Here is a 23,510-nt window from a genome sequence, read left to right as displayed (position 1 = left end):
CTGGTGGGGCTTGGTGTACGGGGCCCCCCGCGGGGGCGGGCACCCCACCCCCCAGGGGGGGGGCGGGGCGGCACTCACCCGTTTGGGGTGCGGCCGGGGGGCCCCCCCGCGCCGCCCCCCGGCGCCCCCCGCGGCCAGAAGGGCCTCGTGGAGCGCGCCCACCGGTGCGGCGAGCCCCTCGCCGTCAGGCAACGCTGCCAGCAGGCGCTCCAGCGGAGCCGTGCCATCGTGTCCGTACGCTTCCAAAGTCGCACGGATACGGTCCAACTGGTCGCACACGTAGGCGATATCCTCGCGCAAGTCCGGCACCGTTCCGTCGCCGCGCTGGTTGTCCTGATCAGCCTCGTTGGGCACCCCGTCCCCCATCGTCTGCAAGCCCTCACGGCTGCTGTGAGGCCGCGTATGTGTGGCATTCGACGCCGATTGCATGGTCCAGGCGTTCATGGTGTCCGAATCGACCCTGACTGGGCAATGGACCTTTCGCGTTTGATAATTGACGGCTCGGCAACTGCGGGGGTGGTGCGTGGAACGGCGTGATGAGCTGGTGCGGGCGATGCGGGAGCGCGTCCAGCGGGTCGGTGCTACCGGCGACGCTTCCGAAATCCTCACCTCGGCGGCACGCGCGGAAGCACACCACCTGGGCCGGTATGCCGACGCCGAGCCTCCCGATTTGGAAGCCGCACACGTACTGGGCTGCCTGCACTACCGGCGGGCACGCGCTCTGCCCGGCGCGCTCGCGGAGCAGGATCGGGTGACCGCCCTCCGCCTTTTCACGAAATGCTTCATCGCAGGGAGGACGGACCTGCCGCAGTCCCTGCTCAGGGACCTTGCCGAGGCGGCCCTCCCCGCCGCACAGGACCTGACGAACGACTTGGCCACGAACGCGGAACCGGCACGTGTGACAGCAGCCGTGGAGCTGTGGAGGCGCATCCTGCGCAGCCTCCCGGACGATCACCCTGAGCGCGCCGACTGCCTGACCAAACTCCGCTACGCCCTGCTGACGCGGTTCCAGGGCACGCAGAACCCAGAAGATCTGGAAGAGGCGGTGCAGGCGATGCGCGCCGCTCTCGACGCGACTCTCCACGACGACCCGCGCCGCCCCCGCCGTCTGTACGTACTGAGCATGGCCCTGGAGGAAGGGTACGAGCAGTCCGGCGATGCGGCCGTCCTGGAAGAAGCGGCGGCCGCGGCCCGCGCTGCTGCCCGGACCACCCACCATGATGACCCGCAGTACGCCGAGCACCTGTGCGGTCTCGGCCGTGTGCTGAGGAAGCGGTACCAAAGGTTCGAGGAGTCGACCGATCTGGACGAGGCGGTGCGGGCGAGTCGTTCCGCTGTCGAAGCCACCCCTCACGGCCACCCTGAACTCGGGGGGCACCTGGACGCTCTCAGCACCGCTCTGGTGCTGCGCTTCGAACGCATCCGGGAACGTGGGGATCTGGACGAGGCCGTGGAGACTAGTCGCGCTGCCATCAAAGCCGCCCCTGACGGCGACTTCAACCGGGGTGTCTTCCTGGCCAACCTCGAATCCGCTCTCGTGGAGCGTTTCGACAATTTCGGGCAGTTGGAGGACCTGCATGAGGCGGAGCGGGTCATTCGTGCCGCCGCCCGGGCAACTCCCGACGACCACCCCTCACGCGTCACCGTCCTGGCCCATCTCGGCCATGTCCTGGCTCGGTGCTTCGACCGTTTCGGGGAGGTGGGGGATCTGGACGAGGCGGTGGGGGCGATCCGCGCCGCTGAATCCGCCTCCCACGGTCTCCCCCAGCGTGCCGAACGTCTGAACACGCTCGCCTTGGTCCTGATGATTCGCTACGACCGTTTTGGGGAGGTGAGAGACCTGGATGAGGCGGTGGCAGCGATCCGCTCCGCCATCCGGGCTACTCCCCACGCCCACCCCGACTACGTCTGGCGGCTGAAAGGGCTCGGCCAGATTCTCGAGAAGCGGTATGCACGTGTTGGGCGGCTGGATGATCTGGAAGAGGCGGTGGAGGCGAGTCGTGCTGCCGCCCGGGCCACCACCCCCGACCACCCCGACTACGCCTGGCGGTTGCACACGCTCGGCCTCGTCGTGGTGACGCGCTTCGGGCGGTTCGGGGAGGAGGAGGATCTCGCCGAGGCGGTGGCGGCCATTCGTACGGCCCTTCGAGCGACCCCTGGCGACGCCCCTGCTCACGCTGAGCGTCTCGAACTGCTCAGCTCGGCGCTGGTGATGCGCTTCAGGCGGTTCGGGGAGGTCGAGGATCTCGCCGAGGCGGTGGCGTCGAGTCGTACCGCCGTCCAGGCCACTGCCCACGACCACCCGAACTACGCCTCGAGGCTGATCAATCTGAGCCATGCTCTGCGGGAGAGGTACAGGCATACGGGGCGGATAGAGGATCTCGACCACGCGGTGGAAGCGTGTCGTACCGCCGTCGAGGCCGCCCCGAACGACGACCTCAGCCACGCTCAGCACCTGGACTCGCTCAGCACAGTGCTGGCGATGCGCTTCAGGCGGTTCGGGGAGGTCGAGGATCTCGACGGCGCGGTGACATCGAGTCGCGCCGCCGTCCGGGCCACGCCGCCAGAGCACCCCAAGTACACCGCCTTCCTGGGTAATCTCGGTACCGCCCAGGCGCTGCGCTTCGAGCGGTTCGGCGAGGTGGACGCTCTCGACAATGCCGTGGCGGCGCACCGTGCCGACTCCCAGGCGACCCCACAGGACCACCCGAACCACGCTGCGAGCCTGGAAAACCTCAGCCGCATCCTGGAGACACGGTTCCGGCGCACGGGGAACGAAGAGGATGCCGAGGCGGCAGTGGAGGCGATCCGTTCCGCCGTCCGGGCCACCCCGCTGGAACGCCCCGATCGCGCCGGGCGAATGGACATGCTGAGCATCGCCTTGATGGCGCGCTACGAGCAGTTCGGGGAACTTGAGACGCTCGACGAGGCAGTGGAGGCCAGTCGTACCGCGGTCCGGTCCACCCCTCTTGATCACCTCCGGCACGCCAGCTTTCTGGGCAATCTCGGTGTCGCTCTGACCATGCGCTACGAGCGGTCCGGAGAGTCCAGGGATCTGAATGAGGCGGTGTCGGCGATCCGTACGGCCGTCCGGGCGACCCCGCCAGAAGACCTCGGCAACGTGAAGCGCCTGGTCAACCTGGGTATCACCCTGCACATGCGCTTCGAACGACACGGTGCTCACGCCGATTGGACAGAGCTGCTGTCCGTGTTGAACCGGGCCATCTGCAGGGAGACGGACTCGCCGACGCCGCGAGTCGAAGCAGCACGCTGGGCAGCAGCCCTGGTCGCACCCTCCCATCCGGGGCTGGCGGCCGGATTCCTGGAACAGGCAGTACTGCTGCTTCCGGAGCTGGCGCCGCGTCGGTTGCGGCGCGATGCCCAGCAGGAGGCGCTGGGCAGCAACGCCGCCGGACTCGCTGCCGACGCGACCGCCCTGGCCCTGGCCGCCCCCCACGGCAGCGCCCACGTGCGCGCCACCTGGGCACTGAAACTGGCCGAAGCAGGGCGGGCCGTGCTGCTGTCCCAAGCCCTGGACACGCGAAGCGACCTGACTGATCTGCGGGCCCAACACCCCTATCTTGCCCGGCGTTTCACGGAAATCCGCGAGCTCCTGGACGAGGATCCCAGAAACATGGCCGTCACGCCCGACGCGCGCCCGGCGGACGGGCATGGTCGTGACCGCCACCAACTGGCGGCGGAACTCGTGCGGTTGATGGGACGCATCCGGGCCCGCGAGGGGTTCGAGAACTTCGGCCTGCCGCCCAGTTCCGAAGAGCTGGTGAAACAAGCGGCGCACGGCCCCGTGGTGACCTTCAACATCAGCCGCTACGGCAGCGACGCGCTCCTGCTCACGCGCCAGGGCATCAGCGCTGTCCCGCTACCCGGGCTCGGCCAGGGAACCGTGCGCGCCAAAGTTGACGCTTTCTACCAGGCACTGGCCGAAACGACAGCGCCCGACAGCGATCGCATCGCCGCCCAGCGGGCGCTGCGCAGGACCTTGGAATGGCTCTGGGAAACCGCCGCCGAACCCGCTCTTGCCGCTCTGCAGGACATGGGTGAGGTGGTATCGCCGACGTGGCCCGGTCAACCGCTGTCACGGGTGTGGTGGGCACCCGGCGGTCTCCTCGGGCTCCTGCCCTTGCACGCCGCCGGCTTCCACACCGACCCCACGCCCGGTCCGCGGCGCCGTACCGTTCTGGACCGGGTGGTGTCGTCCTACACGCCGACCGTCCGTGCCCTGCGCCACGCGCGTGAGCGCCGCTCGCGGCGCGCCGACCGCTCCCAGTCCCTCATCGTCGCCATGCCGACGACACCTGGCCACAGCCCCCTGCGACACGCCGCAGAGGAAGCCCGCCGCATCCGGCCGCTGCTTCCCCGCACGATCCAGCTGACCGAATCCGGCCCGGTCCCCGACGGCGCCCACCACGTCCCGGGTCCCGACACCCCGACCACGGCTGGCGTCCTCGACCGCCTTTCACATTGCGCCATCGCCCACTTCGCCTGCCACGGTGCCACCGACCACACCGACCCGTCCCGCAGTCGGCTACTCCTCCACGACCACGCCACCACGCCGTTGACTGTCTCGACTCTCGCCCAGATCAACCTCGACCACGCGCAGTTGGCTTACCTGTCCGCCTGCAGTACCGCAGCGCCCACCAACTCCGTCCTTCTGGACGAGGCCATCCACCTGACCAGTGCCTTCCAACTCGCTGGTTTTCCCCACGTGATTGGGACCCTGTGGCCGATCGACGACCGTATGGCCGTCGAAGTCGCCGAATCCTTCTACACCCACCTGACAGCCGGCCCGGCCCGAACGCTCGCCCCCGAACAGGCCGCTACTGCCCTCCACCACACCATCCGGACGGTACGCGACCGCTACCCGGCCACCCCTTCCCTGTGGGCGGCCTACCTTCACGCCGGCGCGTAGGAGAACCACACTGCGCCTGCACAAGGACCACCACCCGCTGACGTACGCCGAGGCCAAGGCGTGGCCGTGGCCCGGGTCAAGGTCACCGGACCGGTTCACGACAGCCTGAAAGACTGTCGCTACTGGTACGGCCAGGGCTCGCAGCAGTACCAGCAGCAACTGGACTGCTCGACCATCATCAGGCTCGGCAAGCCTCTCAAGTACGAGAACTGAACAGCACAGCATCCCTGCGCCTCTACCACGGTCTAAAGGCTGTGGTAGAGGCGCTATGCCTTTTCCCACGAGATCGCGTTCCTCAACAAGCCGGCCGGATGGCGACAGGCGGTCTCCCAGGCGCGCAGGTCCGGAAGCCCGCTTCGTGGACGACCCGTACGACGACTTCGTGGGCCGCTACATGTTCGCCTTCTGGCGGCTCATCGCCCAGGGCGTCACGGCCGCAGGCCCATCCCAGGCCGCATCCGTGCGCACCGCCGCAAGCGGTGATGACGGCTCTGTGCCGCGGGACTCTGACGTACGGGTCATCCGGCTTGCTGCGCCCTCACCCCGCCCGTCGGATCCGGTGGGGGAGACGAAGCGGGTGTACCACCACCGGTGGCCGGTGCGGATGCGCAAGGTCCGGCTGTGGTGTCCCAGCCACCAGGAACACCGGGTGATCTGGCGAGGCCCATACATCAAGGGCCCGCCGACGCACCGCTCTTGATGGGCGAGAAGGCGTACTTCGTGGATTCGTAGCTGAGCCCTGACGGCCGCGCCGGTGACCAGAGCGTGAAAAGCCCCGGCTGGACGGGGGAGACCAGCCGGGGCCGTGGGTGGTGGCGTGCGGAGGGCGGTCGCCTCTCGGCGGAAGGCTCCATGGGGCTTCAGCCGGACGATCGTCCCCATGGGCTATGGGTGAGGCCCGGGGACACTGTCCCCTCCGCTAGCCACGTAGAGATGAACGGTCAACCGTCTCGAGTTGTTCCTCTGACGTCCCGGTTGCCGCTGTGAGTTGGCGCACGCCTCGCGTGGCACAGGTCCGTTGAGATGGTTGGCACGACACGCCTGAGGGGCCGGCACATCGTGCCGGCCCCTCAGGTTTCAGTAGCGGGGACAGGATTTGAACCTGCGACCTCTGGGTTATGAGCCCAGCGAGCTACCGAGCTGCTCCACCCCGCGTCGGATTCCTCCACCCTACGCCAACTATCCCGGCCCCGAGACCATGAGCGCCGCCTGCCGCGAGGGGTGTCGGAGGTCGCGGCTGCCAGCTCCTCCTCTTCCCCCGGCCCCCTCGTTGGCGGCCGGGCGGTGAGTCCGTACGCATACCGAGAGCGCGCTGAGCACTGGACGGATCCCCTGAATGGGCCGGCCTTCCCCGCCTTGGCGCTGCTGGCAGGACGGCGGCTGACTGATGAACGACAGAGAGATCACCGGAGCGTGAACGACGCTCGCCGCTGCCACCTTGTACCGTCGTGGACCATCAGATCGACCGACGACACGCGGCCAGTGACGGGAAGCCGGCTGCGAAGGTCGGCTTCGGCCTCCTCCAGCACGGCATCGTCTTGCCCCTGGGCGATGGTCAGATGCGGGACGATTTCGTCGAACCGCCCGTCGAACGGCGGGGTCTCCGGCCACCGGTCCGCGATCGCCTCAGTGAGCCGACGGAACGGGATGTCCGGTTCGGGGACGAGATACAAGATCCCCGGGAATCGCCCACAGCGCTCGAACCGGACATCGAAGGGCCGGTGACGCCCGATCACTTCTCCGATGGCAGCGCAAGCACCGTTGTCGATGCGGCTCTCGTCGAGGAACGGGAAGAGGACGGTGACATGGGCCGGAACACCCGCACGGGCTGAGGGGTCCAGCCGGTCACGCCACGCTCGAACAGCAGGTTCTGCCTCGGGGACCCGCACGATGAGTCCCGACTGCCCTGCTTGAAACTCACCGGAATCGTCGTCTGTCATCGCACATATGTATCAGCGAGCCCAGAACGGCAGCGACCCGATGACGATCGCGGGCGGTTGAACCCGCGGTCGACACCCAATGCGACCCTCGCTCGGGTGGGGCCAATCGACTCGTTCACGACAAGCACCCGAGATCGCTCATCAGGGCCAGCGGACTCGTTCCCCTGGGGCCGGCCGACTCGTTCGAAGCCACGCGGGGCAACTGCCCTAAGCGGCGTCCGCGTTGTTCTGTGGAGCCCGGCTGTCAGTGCCGGGTGGAAGACTGCCCGGCGTGATCGAACCGAATCCGAAAGCGGATCTTCTCCGCTATCTGCAAGACGGGCGTGACGCCCTGTTGTGGAAGCTCGACGGGCTCTCGGAACATGACATCCGCCGCCCGCTGACCCTCACCGGCACGAACCTGTTGGGGCTGGTCAAACATATCGCCAGCGTCGAGCTGGGGTACTTCGGCGACACGTTCGGGCGGCCGTTCTTCGACGAGGAGCGGCCGCCCTGGTGGTATACGGAGGACGCAGAACCCAACTCGGACATGTGGGCCACTGCAGACGAGTCGCGGGAAGAGATCGTTGGGCTGTATCACCAGGCGTGGGAGCACTCCAACAGCACGATCGCGACGCTGACGCTTGACGCGATCGGTCACGTCCCGTGGTGGCCGGAGGAACGCCGAGAGGTGACACTGCACCACATCCTGGTGCGCGTGATCTCCGATACTCAACGGCACGCCGGCCACGCCGACATCGTGCGAGAGCTCATCGACGGGACCGTCGGGTACTTGAAGGGCAACGACAACATCCCACCGGGCGATCAGGCATGGTGGGAGGACCACCGGCGCCGACTGGAGCGCGTGGCGCGGGAAGTCGGCAACGGCTGATCTCGTCCCGCTGCCGCCGACCCCGCCAGCTCCAGGGACGGCCGTGCGGCCGCCCGCGCCGGGCCCGTGCGGAACGAGCACCGCCCGACCCGCAATCGATCGGCTTCGGTGCCGCCCGACGGGGGAGACGGGCGGCACCGAAGTCGTGCGGCTACGGTAGCGGCCCCTCCCGTAACGTGAGCCCGTTTGCCCGGATCGCCGGGGCTTCGTCTCAGAGCGAACCTCCGGGGTCCCGTGCAGGGTGATCAACGGACCGCCTGGCCAGGTGGACGACGAGTACAGCACGGCGCAGGAGCACCATCATGAACAAGCAGGACACCGGCCTGACCCAGGATGCGGTCGCGGAGCGGGCGGCACGCGTCCTTGACGTTGTGTCGTCGGACCGTCCGAGGCGCCTGGCCGGCGCTGCACCGACGTGGTTCGTGCAGCCGTCGGCCCTCCCGTGGAGAGGGCCGGGAGGGACGGCGCGGCCCGCCCAGTAACAGCGCAAAGGCGGGGCCAGGGGCGGAGGCCTCCGCCTCGGGGGCAAGGGGATCACCGCGGTCACAGCATGGCATTGGATTCGGCCAGGCGACAGGGTTGTGACCGGAATCCACCGCATGACGGGTACGGGTACGTATCCGTACCCGCGGAGGGTGGGAAGGAGCACGCCAATGCCCGATGCCGACGTCCGTATCCCCTAGGAAGCCAAGGACCGGCTGGCCGCCATAGCGGCCGCGGAGGGGCTGTCGCTGCGGGCGTATCTCGCCCGTCTCGCTGAGACGCTGCTGACCCCGGCCGAGCGGGCAGAGCGGGCCGAAAAGGCCCTGGCCGCATTGACGGGGTGGAACGGCTACGCCCCGACCGCCGCTGAGGAGAGGGACCTGGACAGCGAGCTGGACCGGCGCCTGGCCCAGGTGAGCGGCCAGCGAGCGACGCCATGCACATCGTCCTGGACGACACCGCGATGGCCGCGGCCGGCCAGGGCAACATCCTTGCCTCCCGCCTGATCCACCGCGCCCACGCCGAACCGGGCTGGTTCCTGTACGCCCCGGCCTGTGCGTTGGTGGAATCCGACCGCGCGCGGCCCGGCACGGCCGAGCATCTGGCCTCCCTTCCCGGCCTCACCGTCCTGGACCTGGACCTGGCCGCCGCCCTGGCTCTCGTGCGGCAGGAGACGTGGGCCGCGGCGCACAGCCAGTACACGGCGCAGCCCACCCCGGACCGTCCCGACGGCGCGATCATCGCGACCACGACCCCGCACCGTGGGCCGGCGAACCGGTCCGGGTACTGGACCTCACCCGCTGAGCCCAGCATCAGAAGACTGCGGCGCTGCCGGACGGCAGCGCCGCAGTGTTTACCAGGCGGCGTCCCGCCCGGCGCGCGTCTTGCGGCCGATGCCACCCGGTGGGCCTGCCTTCTCTCCTTCGCGCCTTCCAGACCGGCGTCGGCGTCCACGGTCGGCGCACGCGTACGGGCACGGCACACAACGCGGGGGGGGGAGTGGGATGAGGGGTTGGGAGAGGTCACTGTCGGTGCTGGAGGCGCTGTGCGAGCGCGGTCAGGCGGTCGGGCACGGCTGGGCGCCGGACACGGAGCTCCTCCCGCCGCGCCAGCAGCAGGTGAACGCGCTGGAGAGTCAGGGCCTGGTGGAGCTTGCCTGCCGGGAGGACCGCGCGGAGCTGTCGGCTCTGGAGGGGCGGCCCGTGCGGTGGGCGGCCCGTCTGACGCCGTACGGCCACGACACCCTCGCCCACGGCCAGTCCCTTCCCCGCGCCGAGCCCCCGCCCGGCGAGGCAGCCCCGGACCGGCAGCCGGTGGAACCGATTCCCTCGCAAATGGCGGCACTGCGCGTGTTCGTCGGCCTCACCGGCCGCTCCGGGTGTCGCCGACCGACGGGCTGGCGGAGCAGGTCCGTACGACCTCGTGTGATCACGGGATCAAGCCGTGGCGGGAGCATCTGACGCCAGAACAGATGGAGTCGGCGGCGTACGCGTTGTGGCTGCACGGGATGACCGGCTCCGCCGCGGAGGCCAATCGCTTCGCCCGTGAGTACGGCGTCGCACGCGCCCCGTCTCCAGCCGAGCAGGACGGGTCGGCACCCGGCGCCGTCGTGACGACGGCGCCAGGCAAGGCAGCGCCCCGTGGCGCGGGGTCCAACGGGCGAGGGGGACGTGGATGGGCTGGTCGGGGCAGCGGCTGAGGCCCGCGGTGAGCGTGGCTTGTTTGATGAGGTCGACGGACAGGCCCCACCGGGTTTTGTCGGCGCCCCGGTCGGTCAGGTACTGGCACCCGTAGCGGCGTACGGGGGCATCCAGTCGCTGGGGTCCTTGTCACCCTTGGACCGGTTGGAGGCGGCGGACACCGCGATCAGGTCGCGGGAGCCGTCGAGGTCGTTGGCGTAGGCCTCGCGTTGTGCTCAGGGCAGGGCGACGACGCTGACAGGACGGTCGGCGTCAGCCGGTCCCGACGAGGCGTAGGGACTCACCCCGGCTTCTGATCGATCTTGGCGAGTCTCGCCTCCACCTGGTCTCCCAATTCGATCAGAAGGTTCATCTGCGCAGGGGTTACGTGGTCGATCAGCACATTGCGCACGTCAGCGGCATGGAGCGGGGCGGCTGTCTCGATGAGAGTGCGTCCTTGCTCGGTGATGACCACAACGGCCCCCCGCTGGTCGGTGGCACAACGCTCACGGCGGATGAGGTTTCGCTTTTGCATGCGGGTCAGATGCTGCGACAGGCGGCCCTTCTCCCATTGCAGCGCATCCCCGAGAGCGAACGACCTCAGGCGCCCGTCGGGCGCCTCGGACAGGTGCGCCAGCACCTGGTAGTCGGCGGTGGACAGCCCGCTGTGGGTGCGCAGCTGCCGTTCGATGTGCTCGGACAGGCCGGCCTGCATCTTCATGAGGCTGCGCCAAGCTCGCTGCTCGCGCTCGTCCAGCCATTGCGGTTCACCCATGTAGGCCACCTTACCGTTTTGGTTGACATGTTAACCAGGCCGCACGTACGGTTTGGTTAACACCTCAACCAAATTGGCTGGCGGAGGTTGGCACCGCCGTGCCCGACACGAACGCGGCGACGGCAGCCAGACGGCGAAGCCGCTACTGCCGCCTCGACAGCCCTCAGCAATCGACTGGAACTGGGAACACACATGTCTGCAGACACCCGCTACGCCATCGTGGGCACCGGAAACATCGGTTCGGCGCTGGCGCGCCTCTTCGCCAGGGCCGGAGTCGAGGTACGCATCGCCAACACCCGCGGACCGCGCTCGATCAGCGAACTCGCCGCCTCCCTGGGCTCGGCAGTCCGGGCGGTGACGCTCACCGAGGCACTGACGAGCGACGTCATCTTCATGGCCATCCCGTTCGCCGCGGTCGAGGAGTTCGGCAACGCGCTGCCCGACTGGAACGGGAAGATCGTCGTCGACACCACCAACGCGCACTACGCGCCCAACTCGGGTGACATCCTCAAGGGCCGGCTCTCCTCTCAGTACGCGGCCGAGGTACTGCCCGGCGCCCAGATCGTGAAGGCCTTCAACCAGCTTCCGGCGCAGACGCTCGCCGCCGAAGTGCCCTCCGGCCAGGGCAAGCGCGTGGTCTTCGTCTCCAGCAACTCCCGTGAGGCCAGCTCCCAGATCGCCCAGCTCACCGGCACGCTCGGCCTGTCGGCGGTGGAACTCGGCAGGGTCGACGAAGGCGGACGCCTCATCCAGGTTCCCGACGCACTGGTGCTCAGGAACTTCACCGAACAGCCGCTCACCTGAGTGGCCGCGTTCCGCCTCCCACGGGCGGCGCGGCCGGCGCCGACGAATCGGCCGTCCCGGCCCAGCGTCTGCCGACCGGTCGCGCCGCGGCGCCCGGCGCGCTGCCGGGTTGCCGCGCCGCAGCGCTCTCCATCACTGAGACCGCACTTCGGCAACGCTCATGCGTGAGCAGCGAAACCCGCCGGAATACCCATGGTCCACGGACGCCGGTCCATCGCAGCTCGGGCGGTCCGAATTCCTCTCCAGAAAGGCATGACCCGTGTATATCTTCGCCGCCGTGCTGAGCGTGCTGCTCGCCGTTGTCGGGCTGGCCGCCGGACTGCCCAAAGCCCTGCTCAAGGGCAGCATCCCAGCCCAGCTGCAGTCTCCGGGAGGCCTCAGCGCCCCCCTGGTCCGGTTCATCGGGCTGGCCGAGCTGGCCGCAGCCGCAGGACTCCTCGCCGGTCTCTTCTGGCAGCCCATCGGCGTTGCCGCCGCCCTGGGATTCGCAGTCGTACTTGTCGGAGCCATCGGCTTCCACGCCAAGTCCGGCGACTACGCCAACCCCGAGACCCGCGGCAACGCGATGGCACCCGCCATCCTCACCATCGTCGCGATCGCTGCCGCCGTAACTCTGGTCCTCGCCTCCTGACCAGGGCCGGCATCCGCGGCGCCACGGACTCGTCCTCCGCCCGACAAACCCGGCCGGGCGATCCCAGGATCACCTCTCTACGCGGGCTGCAGCCGTTCATCCGTATCTGTTTCCCAAGCTCCGCGCTCATCAAGCGGTGAACTTTCAGTTGGTCGAACTCCGCAGAGTCGTGCATCAGCCTCAACGATGGCGCCGACCACGGCCGCGGGCTCCTTGCAGGCAACAGACGTACTGGCTGACGAACTCCTCCAGGCCTTCGGGTATCCGGAGACGGGCCTCATCACCCACGACGGCCAGTTCCATCCCGACAAGTTCGGCCCCCGCATCGCAGCAGCTCTCACTCAGTGGGCACATCAGCACGGTCTGACCTAGGCGGGCCAACAGCTGATCAGAAATCTGATTGCGACGCACCGTCAGGATCGGGGTACGTCGGTCTGGAGAGCTGCTCGATAGGTGTCGCCTGATCGAGCTTTCTGTCGCTTGGAGTCTTGGCGTGCGTGGATGAGTCGCTGGGGGCCACGGCCGACCGCTACACGCCGCCCGGTAGCATCCCTTCGCATGACGAGGCGGGGGTGGCGGCTGGGTGCCGTGGTGGTGTTGGCGGCGATCTGCGCCGCCGGTCCAGAACGCCCGGAGGTCATCCGCACGGCGTCGGACCTCGGCCCCCTCCCGGCCGACCGCTACGACTACACGCCGCAGGACTACCAGCGATCGCAGCGGGCATCGGCATTGCTGATCCGGCAGTGCATGGCGGAGCGCGGCCACCCGGACTTCCCGCTCGACCCCCGCTACCCCGGCGATGCCGTCGTCGCCACCGCAGTCAGCACCGACTATGGCGTCCTGGATCTTGCCACCGCCCGCCGCTGGGGCTACGGCTGGGACCCGGCAAATTCCCTGGCCCGCCGGCCGAAGGGCCGCCGGATGACCAACGCCGAGTATGCGGACCTCCCCGCCTGCAGCGCCGAGGCGAGCCGGCGGCTGCTGCGCGGCATCGACCTCGAGCGGGACTGGCTCTACGCAAGCACACGGGCGGTCGAGGTCGACAAGGCGGTCAAACACGACCCGCGCCTCCGCGCGGCCTGGGACGTGTGGTCCCGCTGTGTGGCAGAACAAGGATTCACGCGCTATCCCGACCCCGTCGCGGCGTACACGGACACCGCCTGGCAGCGGAACAGCGACGGCAACACCCGGCATACGCAGCGGGAGCGGGCCACCGCCGTCGCGGACGTCACTTGCAAGCGCCGCCACCATACGGCCGAGCTCTGGCACGCTGCACGGGCGCAGAAACAGGCCGTGGACATCACACGGCACCGCGACCGCTACGCCGCCGGGCTGCAGGCGCTGCGGACATACCGGGCCACCATCGCCGAGGTGCTGCGGAAGCTCGGCTAGTGTCCTGCGTCAGTGGTTGATCGTTAGACCGACGAGCCCCGGCCGGGCCGGCCGCCCACCATCAGCGTCGATCAGGTGGAAGCGGTCGTGGTCACCACGCTGGAACAGCTCCCGAAGAACGCCACCCACTGGTCACGGACATCGATGGCGCAGCACAGTGGTCTGCCGAAGTCGACCGTGGGTCGGATCTGGCGGCAGTTCCAGCTCAAGCCGCATCTGGCGGACACCTTCAAGCTGTCGACGGACCCGTTGTGCGTGGAGAAGGTCCACGACGTCGTGGGCCCGTACTTCAACCCGCCCGAAGGGGCGGTGGTGCTCTCGGTGGACGAGAAGTCGCAGATCCAGGCTCTGGACCGGTCCCAGCCGGTGCTGCCCATAATGCCGGGCATGCCCGAGCGGCGCACCCACGACTACGTGCGCAACGGCCTGACCACGCTGTTCGCCGCGTTCGATGTCGCCACAGGTGAGGTCATCACTGCCCTGCACCGCCGGCACCGGGCCGCGGAGTTCAAGAAGTTCCTGATCCGGATCGACAAGGAGGTGCCCGCTCACCTGCAGATCCATCTGATCGTGGACGATTACGGCACCCACTGGACTCCAGCGATCAAGTCCTGGCCGGCCAAACACCCGCGGTTCGAACTGCACTTCACCTCGACCGGCTCGTCCTGGATCAACCAGGTCGAGCGGTGGTTCGGCTACCTGGCCCACCAGATGATCCGCCGAGGCACACACAAGAACATCCAGGCCCTGGAAGCCGATATCCGGGCATGGGTCAAGGACTGGAACGAAGGCGCTCGGTGGCGGTCAGTTGCCATCGATCGGTCTCACAGCTGCGGTGGGACCGGCCGGCCGAGAAACGCGGCAAGCCGAAAGTCCCTCAGTCACGCTGAACTCACGGCCGTCGCGGCGTTAACGAGCAGCGAACCAGGTGGCAAGTGACCCGCCAGCAACTTGGTGAGGGTGGCGAGGGGCAACTCGGCCAATGCCTCCCCTGGCCGGTGGCATCACCCTTTCGACGGTCGCCAAGCTGGAGGCCGAGCCGACGGGCCGTCAGTCCCTGCTCGACCAGGTGCTGAAGAGCCTGCGAGAGTTCAGCGGCTGATCTCTCAGCACCAGAAGGGGGCCCATCGCCGTCTCGGTGGCGATGGGCCCCTTCGCCTTTACCGGGCCACTAGATCCCAGTGCTGGGCGGCTGCCCAGTCGGCGAAGCTCCGCCAGCCCACCTCGGGGTGGTCGCGCCGCAGCCCTTCGACGTCCACGTCGAGACCGGTACCGGCGAAGTAGCGGAACATGGTGGCCAGATCGGCGGAGTACGCCTCGATCTCGGCGAGGGGGACCGGCACGAATTCGATCGGACGACCGCAGGCGGTGGAGAGGGTCTCGGCGATCTCGGAGCACGTCACACGATCGGAGGCGAGGTCGATGCGCCGCCCGGCGAACTCCTCGGGATGCCGGAGGGCGAGCGCCGCGAACGCGCCGATGTCGGCGGCCGAGATGAACGGCAGCGGCAGGTCGGCAGGCAGAGGCAGGGCGAACCGGCCCTCGCGCAGGCCGCTCATCGTCCACTCGCTGGTGTAGTTGTCCATGAAGACGCCTGGGGCGATGACCGTCCAGGGGATGCCCAGGCTCCGCAGGTGGAGCTCGATGCGGTGCTTGCTGTCGAAGTGGGGGATGCCGGTGCCGCGGTCCGCGTTGGCGGCCGAGGTGAACACGATGTGCCGGACGGTCCCGCTCGCGGCGGCGGCGTCGAGCAGAGCGACCGCCTGCCGCACCTCGGCGTCGATGTCGGTGCCGAAGGGCGTGGACATCGCGAACAGTGCGTCGGCCCCGGCGAGCGCGGCATCCAGGCCGACGCGGTCGTCGAAGTCGGCGTACGCCACCTCCGCGCCGAGCCGGCGCAACTGGTCGGCGGCTGCGGACGGCGGGTTACGGGTCAGCGCGCGGACCCGTAACCCGTGGCTGAGCAGGGCCCGAGCGGTAGCGCCGCCCTGGGCGCCGGTCGCGCCAGTGACAGCGACGGTGGGTTGGTACATTATCTGTGTCATGCAGCCAATGTACGCCACATTCTCTGCGCCGCACAGAGATTTAGGGAGTAGGCCATGCCCCGAGACGACCAGCCGACGGGTTTGGAGCTGGACTCCCGGCGGTACCTGGCCTCCTACGTGCTGTTCAACCAGGCGGTGGCCGACCACCTGGGAATGCACCCGACGGACGTGCAGTGCCTCAACCTGCTCAGCATCGAGCCGGGCCCCTACACCACAGGCAGGATCGCCGACTTGACCGGCCTCACCAGCGGCTCGGCGACCAGGCTGGTCGACCGCTTGGAGAAGGCCGGGTACGTCACCCGGCAGCGGGACGAGCAGGACCGGCGACGGGTGCTGGTCGAGCCGGTGCCCGCCGCCATGCAGCGCCTCGGCGAGTTCTGGGACTCGCTCGCCGAGGACTGGCAGGCGATGTTCGACGGCTACACCGAACAGGAGATGGCCCTGCTCAGCCGACACATGCGCCGCACAACCGAACTCGCTGAGCGACAGATTGAGCACCTACGCGCCCTGCCACCCCGGTGAACGACAAGGGCCCCCGATTCTCCGCTCGGAGAAGGAGAAGCCCACTCCGGGCGAATTCCGGGCTTGGCGGTCGGTCGAGGAGTATCCGGTCAAGCTGAGCAAGCTGGCTGGCGTCGGCACTGGTCACCTCACTACTGCCAGCGCCTTTGGGTCCACCGAGTCACCGCCCGCAGTGTCCTGCCCAGGGAGTCGAGGTGAGCCCCGCCCTCGGCGTGCGTCGTGGACGGCCTCCAAGGTCGCCGGTTCACCTCGAACCCAAGGAGCTGACTCCGCGAAAGCGCCACTGCACCCTCGGGTTCCCGCTGAAGACCCTTCAGTTCGCGTGAACCCACGGGCTTCGAGCGGTTCACGACCGTGTCACCAGCCGCAATCGGAGGTGACCAGCCGCCAGGTGCGGGGTGAGCAGTGGGAACTCGCGGCAGGGCTTGGTCTCTGCGAGGCACATTGAGATCCGGTAACGGGATACGGAAGAGGCCAGGTCACCAGGCAGTGTGGGCAAGCCTGTCCGCGTACCGACTCAGGAGCTCCACCCATGCGCCGCCTTCCCATCGCCTCCGCCCTGGTGACGGTTGTCTTCACGGTGGCGGCGGTATCCGGCTGCTCCTCCGCCGCGTCCGCCTCGGAGCAGAACGCCAGCGCGGACGTGAAGGTGGGCGTGTGCGTCATGGCCGAACCCCTCGATCTGCAGGGCCATCAGGTCAATTCGGCATCTTGCGCCATCACGGTCAACAATCGGGCCGGGTCCATGCGGGCCTGCACGATCAATCTCACCTGTACCGGCTCGGAGAGGACGACTCCCTTCGCGGCAGGCTCGATGCTGTACTACGTGCCGGCCGGGCAGCACACGATCTCCAGTACCGGCATGGCAACGAGCGGCAGCGACCAGAACATGACCTGCCAGGCGCGGTCGGCCAAGGTGCGCGACCTGACATCCGACGACGGGAGTCCAGAGCCGTGGCCGTCGCCCTCGGGTGCTCTGGCTGACGCTGTGGATACGGCTGGCCCGGACGCCACGCCTACCCCCAAGGACACTGCTGCGGATGCGGCCGCATCCGCAGCAGCGGCATCCGCGTCCGCACAAGCCGAAGCATCCCAGTCCAACACTGCCGTCGAGGCGTCGGCCTCGGCCAGTGCGGCTCGCGCCGCTCTCCAGCACCGGGCGCTGGCCCGCACCTACACGCTTGGCGACTACACGGTGAACCTCACCAACGTCGACCCCTCCGGGTATGACGTCAACGACCAGCAGATCTATGTCGCCGGCACGGTGACCTCCCATTCCTCCGACACGGGCACCATGAAGCAGTTCGGCCTCGTCGTCACCCTGCTGCGCGCGAACGGGTCGGTCGACGCCAGCGGGACACTATGTGTCGAGCTGATGGGCGGCACCTCCGACGTGGTCAACACCACTACGGACGGCGGCACTCCGGACTGGACCTCGATCCGCATCACGCGCAGCCCCACGACGCCGTGCTGACCGAAGCCAGTGGCTGACGGCGTTCGTCTGGCCCTTGGGGGCATCGCGACGGAGGCGGAAACCGCGGTGATCTACGATGCACGCTGAGGCGACCCGGAGCGGGGGCAACACGTATCGCGTTCCTCGACGCGGTCAAGAACGTCACGCGAGCCGCTGTCGCTTGATTCCACGCGTTCTCGTACGCCGTCCAGTCTCCCCAGTCCCTGCTGGTCCCTTTCTGCGTCACTGCGTCACTGCGTCACGCAACGCCTTGTGCACGTCGTTCAGGTGGACGCACGCGTCCTCAAGCCTTTACGAGCCCAGCAACTCGACACGCTCAATGGCTCGTTGCATAGACTCGGAGAGGGGGTGACGGCGGTCCAGACCTGCCACTCCACCTCTTCCCACACCTCTTCGTCGGGGCGCTCTTCGCGCACCCAGTCCTCGATCAGGTTGCGGAACTGACTCACACCCGTGTCCCACGAGGTCAGGAGTGCGATGTACGTCTGCAAAGGAGGCACCGTCAGCGGCTTCAGAGAAGCCGTGCTGTGCCGAGTCTGCGACCGCGATGACTCAGCCGCCGCACCGGTGATCGCCCTCTATGAAGAGGATGGTTCCTTCCCTGCCGACAAACTCGATGTCTTCGGGCCACTCGCCGAGGTGTGGGTCGAAAACCGCCGGAACAGGGTGTGTCAATTTAACGGCGGCTTCCTCTGATCCCACATCAGGCGCCCCTGTCGTCAACCAACTTCAACTGGTGGGACGACGACTCGCGCCCGAGGGGGATCACCCGGCGGGCTGATGCCCCCGGACGGGCGAGGCGTCGAACATCCGCGTGCGACCGGGCTCGGCGCACAGGAGGAGCGTGACCTGCTCCGCCCGGCGGCTCCTCAGGGTGCGCTGTCGACGTCCATGGCCGCCGGATTCAGTGACTCCAGGAGTTTCAGGAGCAGTGAGTGGGCCTGTTCCTGCTCCGTCGGTGTGAGTACTTCCAGGGCTTCGGCGTGGGTGGCGTCCACCGCGGCGCCGGCCTCGGCCGCGAGCCGCAGGCCGGCCTCGGTGGCGTGCAAGCGGTGGGTGCGTCTGTCGCCGGGGGCGGTCCGCCGTTCCAGGAGCCCCCGCTCGACCAGCCCGTTGACGGCGGTTCCCATGGACTGGGGAGTGATCGCCGCCCGGCGCGCGGCGGTCGCGCTGGAGACGCCCGGGTCGAAGGCGGCCTGGATCAGGGCGCTGTTCTGGGCGAGGGTCAGATGGAAGGGGCGCAGGGTGCGCTCGATCCGGGACGCCATGATCTGGCCGATCTGCCAGGCCACATAGCCCGTACGCCGGTCGGGATGTTTCACGTGGCGGACCCCCTTTTGTAAGGCAGCTGATTGTGGTGTACAACAGATTATCAGCTGACTTTCATTCTTCCTATTCTTCGAGGATCCTGCCTCCGATGTCCCAGCACTCCTCCGCCCGACAGCACCACAAGCACGCCCTGGACGTGGCCCATCCGCCGCCGCGCCCCGGAACCCCGCGCGCCGTCCTGGTGCCCGTGGCGGTCGTCCTGCTGATCGGCACCGTGTTCGTCAGCGTCTACCTCGCCGCCTTCCACGCACCGCGCCCCCATGAGCTGAGGGTGGGCACCACGGAGATCGGCACCCACCAGGCCCAGCTGCGCCGGGACCTCGCACACGCCGTCCCGGACGGCTTCACCCTGGAGACCTACCCCGACGAATCCGCCGCCCGGCGCGCCGTCCAGGACCGGTCCGTCTACGCGGCCTACCTCGGCAAGGGGGATCTTCTCTACGGCAGTGCCAATGGAGCCGCCGTCACCGCCACCGTGACCACCGCGTTCGGCTCCGTGGCCCGCGCGGAACACCACCGCCTCTCCGTCGAGGACGTCGCCCCGGCGTCAGCGGGGGACACCCGGGGGCTGTCCGTCTTCTACGCGGCCTTCGGCCTGGTACTGGCCGGATACCTCTTCGGCATGACCACCTACCAGCTCGCCCCCCGCCTCCAGTACCGCTGGCGGATGGCCAGCCTGGCCCTGTTCGGCGTGGCCGGCGGCGTCCTGGTCGCCGTCATCGCCGGCAGCACCGGCTTCGGCGCCCTGCCCGGTCCCTTCCTGCCCCTCGCCCTCGTTGTCGCGCTGATGGGCGCCGCGGTCGGCGCCACGACCATGGTGCTGCTGCGCCTGTTCGGCTCCGCCGGCGTGAGTCTCGCCTCGATCCTCCTGCTGATCCTCGGCAACAGCAGCAGCGGCGGCATCATGCCCGCCGCCTACCTCCCCGCCTGGCTGCGCCCGCTGTCCGAGATCCTGCCCGTCGGGGTCGGCGTCCGCGCCATGCAGGGGCTCTCCCGATTCCAGGACGACGGCATGACCCGCGCCCTGGTGATCCTCCCGCTGTGGGTGCTGGGCGCCGCCGCCGTGCTGTACCTCAAGGACGTCTTCCGACGCGAGACCCCGAGCCGCGTGCGGGACGCGGCCGAGCCCCAGCCCGCAGCGGCCTGACACCGGCGGCGATGAGCCTGCCGTACGAAGAGCGCGTCCCTCTGGATGCGCGGCCGGCCGGCACGAACGACTCTGCGCGGGCACCAAGGCCCGAGCCGGCCGCCCGGCCGGTGATGGTGAACGCGTGGGTCAGCTGCCGAGGCCGTGCCCGTGGTCGAGGTCCTCGATGAGCCCGGGGTGAGTCGGCTGCCAGCCCAGCAGTTCACGGGTCAACGCGTTCGAGGCAGACATGTCGAGCCCGAGGATGCGGGCCAGGAAGCCGAAGTGGGCGGCGGCGTCCTCGTCCCCTACGGCGGCCACGGGCACGTTCGCCTTGCGGCCGACGACCTCGGCGATGGCGCGGATGGTCACGCCCTCCTCGCCGACGCCGTGCAGCACCGATCCCGCCGGTGCCTTCTCCACGGCCAGGCGGAACAGGCGCGCGACATCGAGCCGGTGGGCCGAGGGCCAGCGGTTGGACCCGTCGCCGAGGTAGCCGGAGATGCCCTTCTCGCGGGCGATGGCGGTCAGTTGAGCGACCATGTCGCACCGGCTCCGGTCGTGGACCGTCGGCGCGAGCCGCACGAGGGACGAGCGCACGCCGCGCTCCGCGAGCGCGAGAGCGGCCCGGCCGCCGGCGCTGCGGGGGCTCGGCGAGGCGGCGGCCCGCGGGTCGCCCTCGGCCCCCACGGGTCCCCCGCCGGCGACGACCAGCGGCCGGTCCGAGCCCTCAAGGGCGTCCCCGAACGCCTTGATGGCGCGCAACTCGGCGCCCGCCGCGGCCTCGTGCTGCGAAAAGTCGTGGTTGAACGCCAGATGGACGACTCCCTCGGCCTCGGCGGCGCCGGCGCGCAGGCCGTCGAGATCCTCCAACGCGCCGCGGCATACCGCGGCGCCGGCGGCGGACAGGGCGGCCGCCGAGGCATCCGAGCGAGCGAGCCCGACGACCTCATGCCCGGCGTCGATGAGATCGGAGACGAGGGCGGAACCGATGAACCCGGACGCGCCGGTGACGAACACACGCATGGCGGTGCACTCCTTGGACGGATGAGATCGAATGAGATCGTAAGAAATCAGGCAGAATCTGAAGGAATTGGGCGGAGGGGAAACGAGGACCGGCCCCATGGGGCGCTCGGACGGCGCTCGGTCGGTGCCCGGCCGGCGCTCGGCCGCCGCCCGCCCGGTGATCCCACTCTGCGGCGACCGCGCACGCCAGGTCCAATGAATGCTTCGCAAGGGGCGATACGCCGCGTGCATCGCCACCGCCACCGCCACCGCCACCGCCACCGCCACGGCGGTCGTTCGGGCGCTGACGGGTCCACTGGCAGGTCGCGCGAGAGCTACGCTGGACGGGTGCCCGACTCGTCACCGCCTCCGGCAGCCTTCGATCTGCGGCTGGTGTGGTGCTTCACCGTCGTGGCCGAGTACCGGCACTTCGGCCGCGCCGCCGAGGCCCTCCACACCACCCAGCCGTCTCTGAGTCGGCAGATCCACCGCCTCGAACGGCAGCTGGGCGCCCGGCTCTTCGAGCGCACACCCCACGGCAACCACCTCACGGAGGCCGGTGAGGTCTTCCTGCCGCTCGCCACGGAACTGCTTCGCTCCGCCGACCGGGCCGCGGCGCGCGCCCGCGCCGCCGCCCGGCCCAGCCGTATCACCATCGGCTACACGCCGGGCCTCATCATCACCCCGGTCGTGCGCGAGCTGCGCCACCGGCATCCCGACGCCGAGGTACGAACCCTGCATCTGGCCCCCGGCGAACCGCGCGCGGCGCTCCTCGACCGCCGGGTGGACGCCGTGGTCGCCCGGCTGCCGTTCACCGCCGACGGCCTGGACGTGACCGCCCTCTACGACGAGCCCCGGGTCCTGGTGGTGCCGCGGGACCACCGGCTGGCCGGCAAGGAAGCGGTCACCCTCGACGACATCGCCGACGAACCCCTGCCCACGGTGCGGGGGTCCGACCCGCTCCTGAACGCCTTCTGGCGCATCGACCCCCGCCCCGACGGACGCCCGGCCCCCGAAGGCCCGCTGATCGAGTCCACCGAGGACAAGTTCGAACTCGTCGCCGCCGGGCAGGCCGTGATCATCTCCGTCGACGTCCACGCCCACAGCCTGCGCCCGGACCTCACCACGATCCCGCTCGAAGGCGTCGAGCCCAGCCATGTCGTACTGGCGACCCGCGCCCGCGACCACAACGGCCTGGTGACGGCCTTCCGCACGTACGCCCGAGCCCTGCTCACGGGTCTCGCCCCGACCGGTCCGGCGAGCGCCCCTCCGTCACGATCGGTGGAGTGACCGCTGGGGTGCCGCCCCTCAGTCGGCCCGGATGAAGCGGGCCATCCCGATGGACTTGGGCGCCCTGTCGGTGAACCCGAACTTCCGGTAGAGATGGTGGGCGTCGCCGTCGGCGATGAGGGAGACGTACGAGAGTGCCGGTGCGCGGCGTTCCAACTCGTCGTTCAGGGCCTGCATGATGCGGCGGCCGAGTCCACGGCCCTGGTGCTCGGGCAGGACGCAGATGTCGACGATCTGGAAGAAGCATCCTCCGTCGCCGATGATCCGGCCCATGCCGATCGGATCGCCACCGTGGACGGCCACCACCCCGTACCAGGTGTGGGCCAGCCCCACCGCCGCGCCCTCGGCGGACTTGTCGCTGAGGCCGGCGCGGGTGCGGAGCCGGCGGTAGTCCTCCACCGACGGGACGCCGGGGCGGACCTCGTATGCGCTGGGATCGGGCAAGGCGGTTCCCCTTACGGCTCGGTTACGGCTCGGTGTGACGCGGGGCGTAGTGGCTCAGGAACATGTCGACCCCACCCGTGATCAGGCGGTCGGTGAGATCGTCGTCGATGTCGGTGCCGTAGGCACTGAAGACCAGGTACGGGAAGACCAGCAGCGAGTAGAGCTGGAGCAGGGCCACCTCGATGTCGGGGACGTCGAGCCGGCCCTGTGCGACCAGTTGCCGGAGCGCTCCTGCGACGGCGGGGTGATGGCGCTCGGGACCGGCGTCGTGCCAGCCCTTGCCGAGTTCGGGGAAGCGGTGCAGTTCGCGGGCGACGACGTTCCGCAGCGCGAGGATCTCCGGGTCGGTGCGGATTCCGGCCACCCAGGCGCGGGCGGCGGCGATGAGCGACGCACGCAGGTCGTCCGAGTCGGCGAGGCGGGCGATGGCGCTGACGAGGGTGCCGCCGAGCGGGGCGTCGAGCGAGTCCTTGACGACCCCGGTGAACAGGGCTTCCTTGCTGCCGAAGTGGTTGTAGACCGTCACCTTGGACACGCCCGCCTCGGCGGCGATGAGATCGACGCTCACGTCGAAGCCCTCACGCAGAAAGAGCTCGCGGGCCGCTTTGAGAATGGCCAGTCGCTTTGCCTCGGCGCGCGGTCCGGCGGGGGGCCGCTTGACGTCCTTCGTGCTCATGCGACGAGTCTACCGGCATGTGAACTGAACGGTTGAGTTCATATGTACTGGGCCGTACAGTTCATACGGACCGGGCTCGTACGGAGTTCGTCGT

General features: G+C 69.2%; 21 protein-coding genes, 1 tRNA gene and 3 pseudogenes. 17 read left to right on the top strand and 8 right to left on the bottom strand.

What is annotated here, in order from left to right:
• Positions 1-523: 523 nt before the first annotated feature.
• The 3 genes from ACFVWD_RS46795 to ACFVWD_RS46785 all read left to right on the top strand — a co-directional run bounded on the left by ACFVWD_RS46795 (position 524) and on the right by ACFVWD_RS46785 (position 5,630).
• Entirely contained in the window at positions 524-4,930 is a 4,407-nt protein-coding gene (locus ACFVWD_RS46795; RefSeq protein WP_389604402.1) for a CHAT domain-containing protein, read from the top strand.
• A gap of 66 nt (positions 4,931-4,996) precedes the next feature.
• A complete protein-coding gene (locus tag ACFVWD_RS46790; protein ID WP_389604401.1) occupies positions 4,997-5,143 on the top strand; it encodes a hypothetical protein in 147 nt (48 codons plus the stop codon).
• Positions 5,144-5,288: 145 nt separating this feature from the next.
• The gene (locus ACFVWD_RS46785; RefSeq protein WP_389604399.1) at positions 5,289-5,630 is read left to right on the top strand and encodes a hypothetical protein; all 342 of its coding nucleotides are present in this window, start codon (positions 5,289-5,291) and stop codon (positions 5,628-5,630) included.
• 381 nt (positions 5,631-6,011) lie between these two features.
• Here ACFVWD_RS46785 and ACFVWD_RS46780 read toward each other — a convergent pair.
• Positions 6,012-6,085 (bottom strand) — tRNA-Met (locus ACFVWD_RS46780).
• Between the two features lie 248 nt (positions 6,086-6,333).
• Positions 6,334-6,819, bottom strand: coding sequence for a 2'-5' RNA ligase family protein (locus tag ACFVWD_RS46775; protein WP_389604397.1), 486 nt, complete (start codon positions 6,817-6,819; stop codon positions 6,334-6,336).
• Between the two features lie 322 nt (positions 6,820-7,141).
• Here ACFVWD_RS46775 and ACFVWD_RS46770 point away from each other — a divergent pair, with 322 nt between their 5' ends.
• The 4 genes and pseudogenes from ACFVWD_RS46770 (at position 7,142) to ACFVWD_RS46755 (ending at position 9,923) form a co-directional block, all read left to right on the top strand.
• Entirely contained in the window at positions 7,142-7,741 is a 600-nt protein-coding gene (locus tag ACFVWD_RS46770; protein ID WP_389604396.1) for a DinB family protein, read from the top strand.
• 698 nt (positions 7,742-8,439) lie between these two features.
• A pseudogene (locus ACFVWD_RS46765) lies at positions 8,440-8,649 on the top strand (hypothetical protein); the annotation flags it as partial.
• 11 nt (positions 8,650-8,660) lie between these two features.
• Positions 8,661-9,028, top strand: a pseudogene (locus ACFVWD_RS46760) (hypothetical protein).
• 241 nt (positions 9,029-9,269) lie between these two features.
• Positions 9,270-9,923: a DUF6417 family protein gene (locus ACFVWD_RS46755; protein ID WP_389604395.1), complete on the top strand. Its 654-nt coding sequence runs from the start codon at positions 9,270-9,272 to the stop codon at positions 9,921-9,923.
• 281 nt (positions 9,924-10,204) lie between these two features.
• On the opposite strand, the gene ACFVWD_RS46750 is transcribed toward ACFVWD_RS46755, so the two are convergent.
• A complete protein-coding gene (locus ACFVWD_RS46750; RefSeq protein WP_389604394.1) occupies positions 10,205-10,678 on the bottom strand; it encodes a MarR family winged helix-turn-helix transcriptional regulator in 474 nt (157 codons plus the stop codon).
• Positions 10,679-10,765: 87 nt separating this feature from the next.
• Between ACFVWD_RS46750 and ACFVWD_RS46745 the strand changes: the two genes are divergently transcribed.
• The 5 genes and pseudogenes from ACFVWD_RS46745 to ACFVWD_RS46725 all read left to right on the top strand — a co-directional run.
• A complete protein-coding gene (locus ACFVWD_RS46745) occupies positions 10,766-11,482 on the top strand; it encodes an NADPH-dependent F420 reductase (protein WP_389604392.1) in 717 nt (238 codons plus the stop codon).
• 259 nt (positions 11,483-11,741) lie between these two features.
• Positions 11,742-12,113, top strand: a complete 372-nt coding sequence (locus ACFVWD_RS46740; RefSeq protein ID WP_389604390.1) for a DoxX family protein — start codon at positions 11,742-11,744, stop codon at positions 12,111-12,113.
• Positions 12,114-12,299: 186 nt separating this feature from the next.
• Entirely contained in the window at positions 12,300-12,485 is a 186-nt protein-coding gene (locus tag ACFVWD_RS46735) for a hypothetical protein (protein ID WP_389604389.1), read from the top strand.
• Positions 12,486-12,671: 186 nt separating this feature from the next.
• A complete protein-coding gene (locus ACFVWD_RS46730) occupies positions 12,672-13,505 on the top strand; it encodes a hypothetical protein (protein WP_389604387.1) in 834 nt (277 codons plus the stop codon).
• A gap of 30 nt (positions 13,506-13,535) precedes the next feature.
• Positions 13,536-14,444 (top strand): annotated as a pseudogene (locus tag ACFVWD_RS46725) (IS630 family transposase); the annotation flags it as partial.
• Positions 14,445-14,665: 221 nt separating this feature from the next.
• On the opposite strand, the gene ACFVWD_RS46720 reads toward ACFVWD_RS46725, so the two are convergent.
• Entirely contained in the window at positions 14,666-15,550 is an 885-nt protein-coding gene (locus tag ACFVWD_RS46720; RefSeq protein WP_389604385.1) for an NmrA/HSCARG family protein, read from the bottom strand.
• A 54-nt stretch (positions 15,551-15,604) separates the two neighbouring features.
• Between ACFVWD_RS46720 and ACFVWD_RS46715 the strand changes: the two genes are divergently transcribed.
• The 3 genes from ACFVWD_RS46715 (at position 15,605) to ACFVWD_RS46705 (ending at position 18,242) form a co-directional block, all read left to right on the top strand.
• Positions 15,605-16,072: a MarR family winged helix-turn-helix transcriptional regulator gene (locus tag ACFVWD_RS46715; protein ID WP_389604383.1), complete on the top strand. Its 468-nt coding sequence runs from the start codon at positions 15,605-15,607 to the stop codon at positions 16,070-16,072.
• A gap of 664 nt (positions 16,073-16,736) precedes the next feature.
• On the top strand, positions 16,737-17,546 hold the full coding sequence (locus ACFVWD_RS46710) for a hypothetical protein (RefSeq protein WP_389604382.1): 810 nt from the start codon (positions 16,737-16,739) through the stop codon (positions 17,544-17,546).
• Between the two features lie 477 nt (positions 17,547-18,023).
• Positions 18,024-18,242, top strand: a complete 219-nt coding sequence (locus ACFVWD_RS46705; protein ID WP_389604381.1) for a DUF6300 family protein — start codon at positions 18,024-18,026, stop codon at positions 18,240-18,242.
• Positions 18,243-18,415: 173 nt separating this feature from the next.
• Here ACFVWD_RS46705 and ACFVWD_RS46700 read toward each other — a convergent pair whose 3' ends face one another.
• Positions 18,416-18,868 (bottom strand): MarR family winged helix-turn-helix transcriptional regulator, encoded by a 453-nt coding sequence (locus ACFVWD_RS46700; RefSeq protein WP_389604379.1) that lies wholly within the window; start codon positions 18,866-18,868, stop codon positions 18,416-18,418.
• Between the two features lie 95 nt (positions 18,869-18,963).
• Between ACFVWD_RS46700 and ACFVWD_RS46695 the strand changes: the two genes are divergently transcribed.
• Complete coding sequence (locus ACFVWD_RS46695; protein WP_389604377.1) at positions 18,964-20,022, top strand: ABC transporter permease; 1,059 nt, start codon at positions 18,964-18,966, stop codon at positions 20,020-20,022.
• A 129-nt stretch (positions 20,023-20,151) separates the two neighbouring features.
• Here ACFVWD_RS46695 and ACFVWD_RS46690 read toward each other — a convergent pair whose 3' ends face one another.
• On the bottom strand, positions 20,152-21,027 hold the full coding sequence (locus ACFVWD_RS46690) for an SDR family oxidoreductase (protein WP_389604375.1): 876 nt from the start codon (positions 21,025-21,027) through the stop codon (positions 20,152-20,154).
• Between the two features lie 327 nt (positions 21,028-21,354).
• Between ACFVWD_RS46690 and ACFVWD_RS46685 the strand changes: the two genes are divergently transcribed.
• Complete coding sequence (locus ACFVWD_RS46685; RefSeq protein WP_389604374.1) at positions 21,355-22,296, top strand: LysR family transcriptional regulator; 942 nt, start codon at positions 21,355-21,357, stop codon at positions 22,294-22,296.
• 18 nt (positions 22,297-22,314) lie between these two features.
• Here ACFVWD_RS46685 and ACFVWD_RS46680 read toward each other — a convergent pair whose 3' ends face one another.
• Both ACFVWD_RS46680 and ACFVWD_RS46675 read right to left on the bottom strand, forming a co-directional pair.
• The gene (locus ACFVWD_RS46680; RefSeq protein ID WP_389604373.1) at positions 22,315-22,740 is read right to left on the bottom strand and encodes a GNAT family N-acetyltransferase; all 426 of its coding nucleotides are present in this window, start codon (positions 22,738-22,740) and stop codon (positions 22,315-22,317) included.
• A gap of 22 nt (positions 22,741-22,762) precedes the next feature.
• Positions 22,763-23,416: a TetR/AcrR family transcriptional regulator gene (locus ACFVWD_RS46675; RefSeq protein ID WP_389604371.1), complete on the bottom strand. Its 654-nt coding sequence runs from the start codon at positions 23,414-23,416 to the stop codon at positions 22,763-22,765.
• Positions 23,417-23,510: the final 94 nt, after the last annotated feature.

It is taken from the genome of Streptomyces sp. NPDC058086, assembly GCF_042885015.1.
In the GTDB taxonomy this organism is placed as follows: domain Bacteria; phylum Actinomycetota; class Actinomycetes; order Streptomycetales; family Streptomycetaceae; genus Streptomyces.
The sequence above is the reverse complement of the archived record's forward strand: the minus strand, read 5'-3'. Positions and strand labels throughout refer to the sequence as shown.

What these genes read in the sequence shown, in the direction of transcription:
- ACFVWD_RS46750 (WP_389604394.1), bottom strand. Translation starts at nt 10,678, where the DNA reads ATGGGTGAACCGCAATGGCTGGACGAGCGCGAGCAGCGAGCTTGGCGC.
- ACFVWD_RS46735 (WP_389604389.1), top strand. Translation starts at nt 12,300, where the DNA reads ATGGCGCCGACCACGGCCGCGGGCTCCTTGCAGGCAACAGACGTACTG.
- ACFVWD_RS46730 (WP_389604387.1), top strand. Translation starts at nt 12,672, where the DNA reads ATGACGAGGCGGGGGTGGCGGCTGGGTGCCGTGGTGGTGTTGGCGGCG.
- ACFVWD_RS46720 (WP_389604385.1), bottom strand. Translation starts at nt 15,550, where the DNA reads ATGACACAGATAATGTACCAACCCACCGTCGCTGTCACTGGCGCGACC.
- ACFVWD_RS46715 (WP_389604383.1), top strand. Translation starts at nt 15,605, where the DNA reads ATGCCCCGAGACGACCAGCCGACGGGTTTGGAGCTGGACTCCCGGCGG.
- ACFVWD_RS46710 (WP_389604382.1), top strand. Translation starts at nt 16,737, where the DNA reads ATGGCCGAACCCCTCGATCTGCAGGGCCATCAGGTCAATTCGGCATCT.
- ACFVWD_RS46705 (WP_389604381.1), top strand. Translation starts at nt 18,024, where the DNA reads ATGTACGTCTGCAAAGGAGGCACCGTCAGCGGCTTCAGAGAAGCCGTG.
- ACFVWD_RS46695 (WP_389604377.1), top strand. Translation starts at nt 18,964, where the DNA reads ATGTCCCAGCACTCCTCCGCCCGACAGCACCACAAGCACGCCCTGGAC.
- ACFVWD_RS46690 (WP_389604375.1), bottom strand. Translation starts at nt 21,027, where the DNA reads ATGCGTGTGTTCGTCACCGGCGCGTCCGGGTTCATCGGTTCCGCCCTC.
- ACFVWD_RS46675 (WP_389604371.1), bottom strand. Translation starts at nt 23,416, where the DNA reads ATGAGCACGAAGGACGTCAAGCGGCCCCCCGCCGGACCGCGCGCCGAG.